The 13,041-nt window shown below is 60.3% G+C and carries 11 protein-coding genes; 7 read left to right on the forward strand and 4 right to left on the reverse strand.

Annotated elements, in window-relative coordinates:
• The gene (locus tag AB7M22_RS09250) at window positions 1–1,236 is read right to left on the reverse strand and encodes a 3-methyl-2-oxobutanoate dehydrogenase (2-methylpropanoyl-transferring) subunit alpha (protein WP_008005369.1); all 1,236 of its coding nucleotides are present in this window, start codon (window positions 1,234–1,236) and stop codon (window positions 1–3) included.
• 185 nt (window positions 1,237–1,421) lie between these two features.
• Here AB7M22_RS09250 and bkdR point away from each other — a divergent pair, with 185 nt between their 5' ends.
• Entirely contained in the window at window positions 1,422–1,910 is a 489-nt protein-coding gene (gene bkdR, locus AB7M22_RS09255) for a Bkd operon transcriptional regulator BkdR (RefSeq protein ID WP_007895124.1), read from the forward strand.
• 114 nt (window positions 1,911–2,024) lie between these two features.
• Here bkdR and AB7M22_RS09260 read toward each other — a convergent pair whose 3' ends face one another.
• Window positions 2,025–2,888 carry an MBL fold metallo-hydrolase gene (locus tag AB7M22_RS09260; RefSeq protein WP_454186027.1) on the reverse strand — a complete coding sequence of 288 codons (864 nt, stop codon included), beginning with the start codon at window positions 2,886–2,888 and terminating at the stop codon, window positions 2,025–2,027.
• Between the two features lie 104 nt (window positions 2,889–2,992).
• On the opposite strand from AB7M22_RS09260, the gene AB7M22_RS09265 reads away from it, so the two are divergent.
• From AB7M22_RS09265 to nahK, 6 genes are all read left to right on the forward strand, one after another.
• On the forward strand, window positions 2,993–3,328 hold the full coding sequence (locus tag AB7M22_RS09265) for an ArsR/SmtB family transcription factor (RefSeq protein ID WP_032830345.1): 336 nt from the start codon (window positions 2,993–2,995) through the stop codon (window positions 3,326–3,328).
• 132 nt (window positions 3,329–3,460) lie between these two features.
• Window positions 3,461–4,705 (forward strand): FAD-dependent oxidoreductase, encoded by a 1,245-nt coding sequence (locus AB7M22_RS09270; RefSeq protein ID WP_454186028.1) that lies wholly within the window; start codon window positions 3,461–3,463, stop codon window positions 4,703–4,705.
• A 9-nt stretch (window positions 4,706–4,714) separates the two neighbouring features.
• The gene (locus AB7M22_RS09275) at window positions 4,715–5,521 is read left to right on the forward strand and encodes a sulfite exporter TauE/SafE family protein (protein ID WP_454186029.1); all 807 of its coding nucleotides are present in this window, start codon (window positions 4,715–4,717) and stop codon (window positions 5,519–5,521) included.
• A 265-nt stretch (window positions 5,522–5,786) separates the two neighbouring features.
• A complete protein-coding gene (locus tag AB7M22_RS09280) occupies window positions 5,787–6,971 on the forward strand; it encodes a porin (RefSeq protein ID WP_008005357.1) in 1,185 nt (394 codons plus the stop codon).
• 241 nt (window positions 6,972–7,212) lie between these two features.
• A complete protein-coding gene (gene nosP, locus AB7M22_RS09285) occupies window positions 7,213–8,376 on the forward strand; it encodes a nitric oxide-sensing protein NosP (protein WP_454186030.1) in 1,164 nt (387 codons plus the stop codon).
• The gene (gene nahK, locus AB7M22_RS09290; protein ID WP_454186031.1) at window positions 8,306–10,939 is read left to right on the forward strand and encodes a hybrid sensor histidine kinase/response regulator NahK/ErcS'; all 2,634 of its coding nucleotides are present in this window, start codon (window positions 8,306–8,308) and stop codon (window positions 10,937–10,939) included. The genes nosP and nahK overlap by 71 nt, the downstream gene beginning before the upstream one ends.
• 121 nt (window positions 10,940–11,060) lie before the next feature.
• Here nahK and AB7M22_RS09295 read toward each other — a convergent pair whose 3' ends face one another.
• Both AB7M22_RS09295 and AB7M22_RS09300 read right to left on the reverse strand, forming a co-directional pair.
• Window positions 11,061–11,726, reverse strand: a complete 666-nt coding sequence (locus tag AB7M22_RS09295) for a response regulator (protein ID WP_454186032.1) — start codon at window positions 11,724–11,726, stop codon at window positions 11,061–11,063.
• Window positions 11,727–11,785: 59 nt separating this feature from the next.
• A complete protein-coding gene (locus AB7M22_RS09300) occupies window positions 11,786–12,343 on the reverse strand; it encodes a PQQ-dependent catabolism-associated CXXCW motif protein (protein ID WP_454186033.1) in 558 nt (185 codons plus the stop codon).
• Between the last annotated feature and the right edge of the window lie 698 nt (window positions 12,344–13,041).

Raw genomic sequence — 13,041 nt, forward strand, 5'->3', positions numbered from 1 at the left:
TCAGATCCCCAACTCTTGACGCTGGCGCTTCAAGTGCTCCGGCATCTCTTTGTAGACGTCTTCGAACATGGTCGCGGCGCTCGGAATCTGGCCGCCGGCGAGGGTGCCGTACTGCTCGGCTTCTTTCTGCGCGGCGATGACTTCGGCTTCCAGCTCGGCGCTGACGGCGACGTGTTCCTCTTCGGACCACTGACCGATTTTGATCAGGTGCTGCTTAAGGCGCGCAATCGGATCGCCCAACGGAAAGTGGCTCCAGTCGTCGGCAGGACGGTATTTGGAAGGGTCATCGGACGTCGAGTGCGGGCCGGCGCGGTAGGTGACCCATTCGATCATGGTTGGGCCAAGGTTGCGGCGCGCGCGTTCGGCGGCCCAGGCAGAGGCGGCGTACACCGCGACGAAGTCGTTGCCATCAACCCGCAGGGAGGCGATGCCGCAACCGACGCCGCGTCCGGCGAAGGTAGTGGCTTCACCACCGGCAATCGCCTGGAACGTCGAGATCGCCCACTGGTTGTTGACCACGTTGAGGATCACCGGCGCACGGTAGACGTGGGCGAAGGTGAGGGCGGTGTGGAAGTCCGATTCAGCGGTAGCGCCGTCGCCGATCCAGGCCGAGGCGATTTTGGTGTCGCCCTTGATCGCCGAGGCCATGCCCCAGCCCACACCCTGGACGAATTGGGTGGCGAGGTTGCCGGAGATGGTGAAGAAGCCAGCGTCCTTGACCGAGTACATGATCGGCAACTGACGGCCCTTGAGCGGATCGCGCTCGTTGGACAGCAGTTGGCAGATCAGGTCGACCAGCGGCACTTCGCGGGCCATCAGAATGCTTTGCTGACGATAGGTGGGGAAGCACATGTCGTCGATGTTCAAGGCCAGGGCCTGGGCACTGCCGATGGCTTCTTCGCCAAGGCTTTGCATGTAGAACGACATTTTTTTCTGACGCTGGGCGACCACCATGCGGTTGTCGAAAATCCGCGTCTTGAGCATGGCGCGCATGCCTTTACGCAGGATCTCGACCGGTACGCCTTCGGCCCACGGGCCGAGGGCATTGCCCTGGTCGTCGAGCACGCGAATCAGGCCTTTGGCCAGATCAGCCGTGTCGGCCGGTTCAACGTCGATTGGGGGTTTGCGCACCAAGCCTGCGTCGGTCAGATGCAGGTAGGAGAAGTCGGTTTTGCAGCCGGGGCGGCCCGAAGGTTCGGGAACGTGCAGGCGCAGCGGTTCGTACGCTTGGTTCATGGCTTCTACGCTCGATCTTGTGAATTTCTTGTAGTGAGCTGGCAGTCATTCCTCGGTAGAAGAAATCTTGTCCTACAACAATCATAGGCCGGGCCCAGAAGAATATTTCTCTGTGTTTCGTTGCGCTTGAGGTTATTTAAGGATAAAAATTCTGCATAAACATAAAAAGCAGGTGGTTTTGTCTCATGCGCAAACTGGACCGTACCGACATCGGCATTCTCAATAGCCTTCAGGAGAACGCGCGCATCACCAACGCCGACCTCGCGCGCTCGGTGAACCTGTCGCCGACGCCGTGCTTCAACCGGGTCAAGGCGATGGAAGAATTAGGGCTGATTCGTGAGCAAGTGACCCTGCTCGATGCCGAACTGCTGGGGCTGCATGTGAATGTGTTCATTCACGTCAGCCTGGAGAAACAGGTGGAGGAGGCGTTGCAGCATTTCGAAGAGGCGATCTCGGATCGCCCGGAAGTGATGGAGTGCTACTTGATGGCCGGCGACCCGGACTACCTGATCCGCGTGCTGGTGCCGACCATTCAGTCGCTGGAGCGCTTCATGATGGACTTCCTCACCAAAGTGCCTGGGGTGGCGAATATCCGTTCGAGCTTTGCGCTCAAGCAGGTGCGGTATAAGACGGCGCTGCCGTTGCCGGCGAATGGGTTGACGTTGGCCAATTGAAGATCAAAAGATCGCAGGCTTCGCCAGCTCCTACATTGATCGCGTGCACCGTGATCTTGCGGATGCATCCGGTCCCGTAGGAGCTGCCGAAGGCTGCGATCTTTTGATCTTGATTTACAGCTTGTTAATCGGAATCTTCAGGTAAGTCACGCCATTCTCTTCCGCTGGCGGCAAATTCCCCGCCCGCACATTCACCTGAATCGCCGGCAGCAACAGCGTCGGCATGCACAACCCGGCATCGCGCCGGGTGCGCATGGCGACGAAGGTGGCCTCGTCAATACCGTCATGAATATGGATATTACTTTTGCGCTGCTCGCCAACCGTGCTCTGGCATTGCGGCGCGCGGCCCGTGGGCGGGTAGTCGTGGCAGACGTAGAGGCGAACGCTGGCGGGGAAGGCCAACAGTTTGTGGATCGAGGCAAACATCTGGTTGGCATTGCCGCCAGGGAAGTCGCAACGCGCGGTGCCGACGTCCGGCATGAACAACGTATCGCCCACCAGAATCACATCGCCGTCGATCAAATAGGCCATGTCCGCCGGGGTATGCCCGGGCACATGCAGGGCCGTGGCCTTGAGATTGCCGATCTGGAATGACTCGTCCGGCGCGAACAGGTGATCGAACTGTGAACCATCGACGCTAAATCCCGGTTCAAGGTTGAACAGCGTCTTGAACACCCCCTGAACCGTGCTGATCGACTGACCAATCGCAATTTTGCCCCCCAGTTCCCGACGCAGATACGGCGCGGCCGACAGGTGATCGGCGTGGGCGTGGGTTTCCAGCAGCCATTGCACCTGCAACTGGTGTTCGCGCACGAAGGCAATGATTTTGTCGGCCTGGACGGTCGCGGTGCGCCCGGCGGCGGGGTCGTAATCCAGCACCGGGTCGACAATCGCGCAGTGCCCGCCATCGTGTTCGTAGATCACGTAGCTGTAGGTCGACGAGGCGGGGTCGAGGAAGGCTTCAATCAACGCAGACATGGGGACGAACCTGTGGAAAGGGGCAGGAGGACAATAACCGGTTGCAACACTTTATGTTTAAACATAATGTCCGCAGCTTAAGTGACGTCGAAGGCATCCTGCAAATGCAATCCAGTCTGACCGAATGTGAAGTCGCCCAGCTCCGGGCCTCCGCCTCCAAGGCTTGCGCGCTGCTCAAGGCCCTGGCCAACGAGGACCGCTTGCTGATTCTCTGCCAATTGACCCAGGGCGAGCGCAACGTCGGCGAACTGGAGAAAATGACCGGCGTGCGCCAGCCCACACTGTCCCAACAGCTGGGCATCCTGCGCGACGAGGGATTGGTAGTCACCCGTCGTGAAGGCAAGTACATATTCTATGGTTTAGCCAGTCACGAAGTGATTCAGGTGATGAAGACCCTGTCCGGCCTGTACTGCGGAGCGGTGTTGAAAAGCTGGGGCTGAACCGCCTTTCGTAGGAGCCAGGCTTGCCGGCGAAGGCGCTCTTAAGGACGCCTTCGCCGGCAAGCCTGGCTCCTACAGGTCCGGCATTAGAGCTGAACCCGGCGCCATGCGTGCAATAACAAGGAATGAATGATGAACGATCAACACTGGGGCCCATCCATCAGTGCCGACATCGTGGTAATAGGCGGCGGGACCGCCGGCATTGGTTTGGTTGCCAGCCTGCTGAAACGCGATCCTGGTTTAAACATCACCGTCATCGAACCCGACAGCCAGCATTACTACCAACCGGCGTGGACGCTGGTGGGCGGCGGTGCTTATGCAGTGAAAAACACCGCGCGCCCGATGGCCTCGGTGATGCCGCGCCAAGCCACCTGGCTGCAGGCGTCCGTGACTGATATCGCCCCCGACAGCAAACAGCTGACCCTCGACGACGGCCGCACCGTCAGTTACCAGAACCTCGTCGTCTGCCCCGGTTTGCGCCTGGCCTGGGAGAAAATCGAAGGCTTGCAGAACACCCTCGGCCAGAACGGCGTGACCTCCAATTACAGCTATCGGCATGCGGCCTACACGTGGGAATTGGTCCAGGGATTGCGCGGCGGCAAAGCGATCTTCACCCAGCCAGCGATGCCGATCAAATGCGCCGGTGCGCCGCAGAAAGCCTTGTACTTGTCCTGCGATCACTGGCGCAAAACCGGAGTTCTGAGCAAGTTCGACGTCGAGTTCAATCTGGCCGGCGCTGCGTTGTTCGGCGTGGCGACATTCGTGCCGCCGCTCATGAAATACATCGAAAAGTACAACGCCCGGCTGGCCTTCAATTCCAATCTGGTCAAGGTTGACGGGCCATCGAAAACCGCGTGGTTCGAGGTCAAGGACGCTGCAGGTGTCGTGACCGTAGAAGAAAAAACCTTCGACCTGCTGCACGTCGTGCCGCCTCAGGTCTCGCCGGATTTCATCCGCCAAAGCCCGTTGGCCGACGCCGCTGGCTGGTGCGAAGTGAACCCGCACAGCCTGCAACACGTGCGCTATCCAGACGTGTTCGCCTTGGGCGATGTCTGTTCCACCAGCAACGCGAAAACTGCCGCCGCCGCGCGCAAGCAGATCGTCGTGGTGGCGCAAAACCTGCTGGCCCTGCGCAAGCAACAGCCGTTGCCACTCAAGTACGACGGCTACGGTTCCTGCCCGCTGACGGTGGAGAAGGGCAAGGTGATTCTCGCCGAGTTCGGTTACGCCGGTAAGTTGCTGCCGACCTTTCCCCTCGTCCCGATTGTGCCGCGCCGTTCAGCCTGGTTTCTCAAGGCGACCCTGCTGCCGTGGTTCTACTGGAATGGCCTGCTCAAGGGCCGTGAATGGCTGACCCATCTGTCCAAGGTTGACTGAGAGAACCCTATGTTGCTGGCCAGTTTTTTCGGTGTGGTCATGGGCCTGGTGCTTGGTTTGACCGGCGCTGGTGGCGGTATTCTTGCGGTGCCGGCCCTGGTGCTGGGGCTGGGTTTGACCATGACCCAAGCGGCGCCCGTCGCCTTGTTCGCGGTGGGCAGTGCGGCGGCGATCGGTGCGATCGACGGTCTGCGCCATGGCCTGGTGCGCTATCGCGCGGCGTTGTTGATTGCACTGCTGGGTGCGGTGTTTTCGCCGGTGGGCATCTACTTCGCCCATCAGTTGCCGGAAAGGGTCTTGATGATCCTGTTCAGTCTGCTGATGGTCATGGTGGCCTGGCGGATGCTGCGCCGGGAAAAGCACGACGACGGCCCGAGCGACCACGGGCATGCCAACTGGGGCCAGAAGAACTGCATGCTCGATCAGCAGACCGGGCGTTTTTCCTGGACCGCCAAATGCACCGCCACCCTGGCGGCACTCGGCGCGGTGACCGGTGTGGTTTCGGGGCTGCTCGGGGTCGGTGGCGGCTTTCTGATAGTGCCGGCGTTCAAGCAACTGACCGATGTGCAGATGCGCGGCATCGTCGCCACGTCGTTGATGGTGATCAGCCTGATCTCGGCTATCGGCGTGATCGGCGCGTTTCATGCCGGGGTGCGGATCGATGGTTTGGGCGGGTCGTTCATTGTTGCCAGCATCGTCGGAATGATCCTCGGTCGAAAACTCTGCGCGCGGGTGCCGGCCCGAGGGCTGCAGATGGGCTTTGCCAGCGTCTGCGTGGTGATCGCCGTTTACATGCTGTTCAGGGCGAGTTTCTGACCGATAGGCTCCGGGCTTGTCGGCGAGGGCGGACTGAAGGACGCCTTCGCCGGCAAGCCTGGCTCCTACAAAAAGCGGCCCCTGGGGTGCATAGGCCTACACCCTAAGTTCCGAGCCTGGCCGAGCAGCGGTCTTACGCCGTAATTGTCGCGCATTGCCGGCCATTCCAAAGCACTTCAAAACCGCCCCCAAGGCAGTGTATGACGCCGCCGGTCCGCTTTCGATAATCGCCTCCGACATCAAGTCCCCCGTTGCGGAGCGCGCCATGCACAACAATAAGAACTTCAAGCATCGTTTCTTGCCGGCCTTCATCGCCAGCCTGTCCTCCCTTGGCCTGAGCTCAATGGCCGAGGCCGAGATCATGCTCTACGACAAGGACCAGACCACGTTCTCCACCGACGGCTATATCAACGCCTTCTACGTGAACAGCGACGTGGACCGGGCCGGCGAGCAGTACGACCGGCGCCAGGCACGGGTGAAGATGGGATTCCTGCCCAACTACCTGGGCTTCAACATGGGCAAGCAGGTCGATGACCTCAAGCTCGGCGCCCGCGCCTCGTTCTGGGTGACCATCAACGACAGTGAAACCAACGGCACCGACACCGCCATCGACGTGCGGCAGTTCTACGGCACGGTGGCCAATCCAGAGTGGGGCGAGGTGCTGATCGGCAAGGACTTCGGCCTGTTTGCCCGCTCCAACATCCTGCTCGACGAACTGCTCGCCGGTTATGGTCAGGTCAGCGATACATTGGGCCTGGTGGACGGCGGAGGGGTGTCGTTCGGCAACATTGGCAGCGGTTATCCGTACCCGTTCCCGACGTCGCAGATTACCTATCGCACCCCGGTGATGGATGGCTTGCGGGTAGCGGTCGGGATCATGGACCCGGTCGACACCAACGACAGCAGCGCGACAGGCAAGGCGTATCAGGAGAACCCGCGCACCGAGAGCGAGATCACCTATCAGTTCGACGTCGGCGGGGCGAAGATTTACAGCTGGCTCAACGGCAGCTACCAGACTTCGGACAACACCGACTCCAGCGTCGAGTCCGTCACCTCCAAAGGCGTCGGCTACGGCGTGCAGGCGAAGATGGGCGGGCTGTCGCTGACCGGTTCCGGTTTCCAGGCCAAGGGCATCAACCCGTTCTTCACCAACAACGCCGGCGAACCGACCCTGCGCAATGTCGACAGCGACGGTTACCTGTTGCAGGGCTCCTACAAACTGGGCAAGAACCGCCTGGCCTTGTCCTACGGCAAGACCGAGGACGACGGCAACGGTGTGGTCGGCAGCGGCGCCGATTACGAGACCCGCGGCATTGCGCTGTTCCATGACGTCAACGACAACCTGAAGTTGGTGGCCGAGTACAACCAGTTCGAAATCAACGGCCACGACACCAGCGCCCAGAATGAAGACACCGATACGTTTGCGGTGGGGGCGGTGTTGACCTGGTAACGCAAATCCCTTGTAGGAGCGAGGCTTGCCCGCGAAAGCGGTGTGTCAGTCGACATTAATGTTGAATGTGACGGCCTCTTCGCGGGCAAACCTCGCTCCTACGGGGGAATGTGCTGTTTTGCAGATGCGGTCCGGCTCTCATCCCATCGAACCACCCCACCCACTACCCAAGTAGCATTCGCCGCCGCCCGCAAGCTTCGTACACTCGTGCCTCATACAGGCGCACCGGCGAGGGGCGAGGATGCAGCAGGTTCAGAACGACGGTGTGGTCAGTGCCATGTCCCAGGCCATCGATGCCCAGCAAGCGGCCCAGGATCTGGCGCGACAACTCTTGCACCCCCACTTGGGCTTCGTGCTGTTCTTCTGTTCCGCCGAGTACGACTTGCAGGCGTTGGGGCAGGCGTTGCAACAGAGCTTCGGCGGCATTCGCCTGGTGGGTTGCACCAGTGCCGGAGAAATCACTCCTCAAGGCTATGGCCGCAGCTGCGTGACGGCGGTGGGCTTCGATCATCGGCATTTTTCCATCTCCACCGAACTGATTGACGAAATGGAGCATTTCAGCCTGATCGATGCCCAGCAAATGGTCGAGCGACTGGTCAGTGGCTGTCGCAGCAACACCCTGGCGCCGATCAAGGGCAACAGCTTTGCCCTGACCCTGCTCGATGGCTTGTCCAGCCGTGAAGAAATGGTTCTAGCAGCCCTGAGTGCGGCGTTGGGCGACATTCCGCATTTCGGCGGATCGGCTGGCGACGACAACTACCTGACCCATACCCATGTGTATTTCGGCGGCGAGTTTCACAGCGGCGCGGCGGTGGTGGTGCTGGTCAATACCTGGCTGGACTTCGAAGTCTTCACCACCCACCACATCCTGCCCAGGGCCGAGAAACTGGTGGTCACCGCTGCCGACAGCGCTTCGCGCCGGGTGTTCGAGCTCAACGCCGAACCGGCCGCCGAGGAGTACGCCCGGCACATCGGCGTGCCGGTGGCCGAACTCGACTATCGGATCTTCGCCGCGCACCCGTTGGCGGTACGGATCAACGACCAGTATTACGTGCGGGCGATCCAGCAGGTTCATCCGGACTTGAGTCTGAGTTTTTACTGTGCGGTGGAAAACGGCATCGTCCTCACCGTCATGACCCCCGGCCCCATGCTGCCGAATCTACAAAACCTGTTCGATGGTTTGCAGGAGCGTCTCGGGGACCTGTTGCTGACCATCGGCTGCGACTGTTTTCTCAGGCGTCTGGAACTGGAAGACGGCGGCAATCTCGAGCAGATTGGCGCGTTTCTGCGGGAGCAGCGGGTGATGGGGTTCAACACCTACGGAGAACAGTTCAATGGCATGCACATCAACCAGACCTTCACCGGGGTTGCCATTGCCCGAGGCCGCTCCCCTGGACAGCGCTGACCTGCAGGCGCAGATCGCCAGCCTGCGCCACGAAAACCACAAACTGCAGCGCATCAATGGCGCGCTGATCGAGCGCATCGAATCCGGCATCACCCGCGGCAACGACCCGTATGCGGCTTTCCAGCATTCGGTGGTGCTGGCCGAACAGGTGCGTGAGCGCACCGACGCCCTGAACCAGGCCATGGCCGAACTCAAGGCCGGCAATCATTTGCTCAGCGAGGCGCGGCTGCGGGCCGAAACTGCCCATCAACACTTGATCGACGCCATCGAAAGCATTTCCGACGCCTTTGTGCTGTTCGATGCCGAGCAGCGGATCGTGCTGTTCAACAGCCGCTTCAAGGCGTTCTGGGGCAACAGTCGGGTGCGGATCAATGCCGGTATGCGCCTGCGCGAGGTCAAACGGTTGATGACCGCGACCGGACTGTTCAGTGAAGAACCCCGCGGGCATGCCGACGAAAACTTGCTCTATCGCCTGCACAACGGACGCTGGTTGCAAGTCAGCGAACGGCCGACTCAGGAAGGCGGGCGGGTGATCCTGTTCACCGACATTACCGACGTCAAACTCAGCGAAACCCTGCGCCGCGAGCAGGCGGTGGCGCAGAAATCGCACTTGTTGCAGCGGGCGGTCGACAACCTGTCCCAAGGGGTGGCGATGGTCAACGCCGAGGGCATTCTGGAACTGTGGAACCGGCGCTTCCTGGAACTCAGCGGCCTGGCCCCGGTGGCGGCTCATCGACCGTTCGCCGAAGTGATTGCCGACAGCGAACTGAACCTGCTGACCCCGGCCAGTCGCGATCCGAACGGGCGGCACGTGCAGGAATGCGAGCAGCGCCTCTACGATGGCCGGGTCCTGGAAATCCGCACCCATCCGTTGCCCACCGGCGGTTTCGTCAACACCTTCACCGACATCACCGAACGCTACCAGCACGCCGAAGCCCTCAGTGAAAGCGAGCGCTGGATTCGCCTGATCACCGACCATGTGCCGGCGCTGATCGCCTACCTGAATGCCGATCTGGTCTATGAATTCACTAACAAGGTCTATGAAGAATGGTACTGCTGGCCCCGGGGCGTGATGCTCGGGCAGAGTCTGCGCGAAGTCCACAGCGAGCAGCATTATCAGCGCCTGGAAGCCTACGTGGCCCGGGCCCTGGCTGGCGAGAGCGTGACGTTCGAGTTTGCCGAAACCAACATCAACAATCAGGAGCGCTACATGCTGCGCTCCTACGTGCCCAATCGCCTGGCCACCGGAGAAGTGGTGGGGATTTTCGTGTTGATCCGCGACATCACCGAGCGCCGCCGCACCGCTGAGGCGCTGCATCAGGCCTATCAGAACCTTGAGTTGCGGGTGCGCGAACGCACCACCGAACTGACCACCCTCAATGACCAATTGCTGCGCGAAATCGACGAGCGTCGCCGGGTGGAATCACGCTTGCGCGAGGCCAAACTCGAGGCCGAGCAGGCCAACCTGTCGAAGACCAAATTTCTCGCAGCGGTCAGCCACGATCTGCTGCAACCGCTGAATGCCGCGCGGCTGTTTACCAGCGCTTTGCTGGAGCGCCGGGAGCCGGTGGCCAACGAGACTCTGGTGCGCAACGTGAGCAATTCCCTGGAAGACGTGGAAAACCTGTTGGGCACGCTGGTGGACATTTCCAAACTTGATGCCGGGGTGATCAAGGCCGACATTGCGCCATTTGCCCTGAGCGAATTGCTGGAAAACCTCGCCGCCGAATACACCCAAGTGGCCCGCAGCGAAGGTCTCGAGCTGCATTTCATCCCGTGTTCGGCGCTGGTGCGCAGCGACATTCAGTTGCTCGCGCGGATCCTGCGTAATCTGCTGAGCAATGCCATTCGCTACACCTACAGCGGGCGCGTGGTGCTCGGCTGCCGGCGTCATCATCAGCGGCTGACCATTGAAGTCTGGGACAGCGGCATGGGCATTGCTGAAAACCGTCTGGAGGAGATTTTTCAGGAGTTCAAGCGCGGTGATGTGCAGCGTCCGGATCAGGATCGCGGCTTGGGGCTGGGGCTAGCGATCGTCGAGAAAATCGCCCGTATTCTTGGCCACCGGATTCATGTGCGTTCGTGGCCGGGCAAGGGCTCTATGTTTTCCGTCGAAGTGCCGTTGAGTGCCACGGCACCGAAGGCGTTGCCGAGCCTGCTGATGAGCGAACCGATGCTCGAGCGCCTGCGCGGTGCACGGGTGTGGGTGCTGGACAACGACGCGGCCATTTGCGCGGGGATGCGCACCTTGCTCGAAGGTTGGGGCTGCCGGGTGGTCACGGCGCTGTCGGAGGAGGACCTGGCGCGGCAGGTGGACAATTATCACGACGAAGCCGATCTGCTGATCGCGGACTATCACCTGGATGACGAGAAGAATGGTGTCGACGCCGTGGCCCGCATCAACGCCCGTCGCGCTTCAGCGATCCCGGCGATGATGATCACCGCCAACTACAGCAACGAACTCAAACAGCAGATCCGTGAACTGGGCCATACCCTGATGCACAAACCGGTGCGGCCGATGAAACTCAAGACGGCGATGAGTCATTTGCTTGGTCGGCCTTGAGTTTTCTGGTGTGTTCACTGGCCCTATCGCGGGCAAGCCCGCTCCCACAGGATCTCCACAAACCTGTGGGAGCGGGCTTGCCCGCGATGGGAGCGATTCGGTCTAACTGTTGCCCCCAGAATCAGCGCCGCAAATACGACCCGAAATCAATATCCCCGGCACTCAAAATCGCCTGCACCCGATTGTGCACATTGAGTTTGCGCAAAATCGCCGAGACGTGTGCCTTGACCGTGGTTTCGGCGATTTCCAGGGTGTAGGCGATCTGTTTGTTCGATTCGCCCTTGGTCATGCGCTCAAGCACCAGCAGTTGTTTGCGGGTCAGTGCCTGGAGCAATTCGGGCGGGAAGCTCGGGGTGTCATTCATCCGGCGATGAATGCCGCTTTTTTGCGTGCGGATGATGTCCGGCGGCAGGTACACATTGCCATTGAGAATCTGCTGGATGGCCTCGGTCATTTGCACCCGTGGCGACGATTTGGTGATGAAGCCCACCGCGCCATAGGTGATGGCTTGCAGCACGATTTGTTTGTCCTGCTCGGCCGAGACGATCACCACCGGAATGGTCGGCGCCTCGTTGCGCAGATTGATCAGGCCATTGAGGCCATGCATGCCGGGCATGTTCAGGTCGAGCAGGATCAGGTCCAGGTCATCGTGCTCCTGGGTCAGGGCCAGGGCGCTGTCGAGGTCGGCGGTTTCCATGACCTCGCTGCCGGGGAAACCGTCGCTGATGACGTTATGAATGGCTTCGCGAAACAGCGGGTGATCGTCGGCAATCAGAATTTTGTACATGGCCTTTCACCTCATTATTTTTTTGATCGGGGTGTGGCAACAACACGCAAGCGTTCACGTCAGGGAAAGGGCTCGGGCCGGGCGGGCGTCACGGGCAGATTTGCCGCTTGCCACGCATCCAGGCCGTCGCGGTACCAATACAGTGTCTTATAGCCCATGGACGCGGCGCGTTTTACCGCGTTCCAGCTCAACCAGCAATCGGATCGGCAGTAAAAGACCAACGGTCGCGTCAGGTCGCCCGCCGTCAATTGCTGCAGGTGGCGCGCGAAATATTCCTGCCACGGGGGCGTCAGGTCCCCGTCACCGGTATTGGCCAGCCAATGGCTGCCGGGCAGGTTTTCGTGGGGCTGGTCTTCGATGAAACGGCCCTGCAGCCATTGCCGGCGGTAGACGTCGATCAGCAGCGGAGGGGGCGTCTGCTGGAGCAGGTTTTGCAGGGCAGGCGTGTCGATGATACTCGCCCCCTGGAGCTGAGTCGGCGTCGGGTTACGGTACAGGCCGATGCGATAACCCTCGGCGGAGAACAGCGCTGTTTCAGCCTGCGCAACGCCCAGCAACAGGCTCAGCGACAGCGCGGCGAGAGAAGGGCACAGCAGAACACGTCGTGCACGCGGCATGGGGGTTCAGTCCTTATAGTTATGAACCCATTACATGCCAGTAGCGGTGCGTTGTGAATGCGACGATAGACAGGTAAACCAGTACTAAAGTAGTAATTTTGATCTGTTCAACACAAATCTCCTGTGGGAGCTGGCTTGCCTGCGATGAGGCCATCACATCCAGCATTGATGTCGACTGACACACCGCCATCGCGGGCAAGCCCGCTCCCACAGGGATTAGTGTTGTCAGCTGAATTTGCGCAAGGCTGCTTGCTCCCACACTGGATAGTGTGTGAGCACAAAATATGTGAACACCTCAGAACTGTGGGAGCTGGCTTGCCTGCGATGAGGCCCTTGCATTCAGCACTGATGTTGACTGACACACCGCCATCGCGGGCAAGCCCGCTCCCACAAGGATTAGTGTTGTCAGCTGGGTATGCGCAAGGCTGCTTGCTCCCACACTGGATAGTGTGTGAACACAAATATGTGAACACCTCAGAACTGTGGGAGCTGGCTTGCCTGCGATGAGGTCATCACATCCAGCATTGATGTTGACTGACACACTGCAATCGCGAGCAGGCTCGCTCCCACAGGGGAATTGTGTTGTCAGTTGGTTTTGCGCAAGGCTGCTTGCTCCCACACTGGGTAGTGTGTGAACACAAAATATGTGAACACCTCAGATCAACTGTGGGAGCGAGCCTGCTCGCGATGGGCCATTA

This window comes from Pseudomonas sp. ADAK2 TE3594, from assembly GCF_053628675.1.

Bases quoted from the DNA above. Each gene is read 5' to 3' on its own strand.
- AB7M22_RS09250 (WP_008005369.1), bottom strand. From the start codon at position 1,236: ATGAACCAAGCGTACGAACCGCTGCGCCTGCACGTTCCCGAACCTTCG.
- bkdR (WP_007895124.1), top strand. From the start codon at position 1,422: ATGCGCAAACTGGACCGTACCGACATCGGCATTCTCAATAGCCTTCAG.
- AB7M22_RS09260 (WP_454186027.1), bottom strand. From the start codon at position 2,888: ATGTCTGCGTTGATTGAAGCCTTCCTCGACCCCGCCTCGTCGACCTAC.
- AB7M22_RS09265 (WP_032830345.1), top strand. From the start codon at position 2,993: ATGCAATCCAGTCTGACCGAATGTGAAGTCGCCCAGCTCCGGGCCTCC.
- AB7M22_RS09270 (WP_454186028.1), top strand. From the start codon at position 3,461: ATGAACGATCAACACTGGGGCCCATCCATCAGTGCCGACATCGTGGTA.
- AB7M22_RS09275 (WP_454186029.1), top strand. From the start codon at position 4,715: ATGTTGCTGGCCAGTTTTTTCGGTGTGGTCATGGGCCTGGTGCTTGGT.
- AB7M22_RS09280 (WP_008005357.1), top strand. From the start codon at position 5,787: ATGCACAACAATAAGAACTTCAAGCATCGTTTCTTGCCGGCCTTCATC.
- nosP (WP_454186030.1), top strand. From the start codon at position 7,213: ATGCAGCAGGTTCAGAACGACGGTGTGGTCAGTGCCATGTCCCAGGCC.
- nahK (WP_454186031.1), top strand. From the start codon at position 8,306: ATGGCATGCACATCAACCAGACCTTCACCGGGGTTGCCATTGCCCGAG.
- AB7M22_RS09295 (WP_454186032.1), bottom strand. From the start codon at position 11,726: ATGTACAAAATTCTGATTGCCGACGATCACCCGCTGTTTCGCGAAGCC.
- AB7M22_RS09300 (WP_454186033.1), bottom strand. From the start codon at position 12,343: ATGCCGCGTGCACGACGTGTTCTGCTGTGCCCTTCTCTCGCCGCGCTG.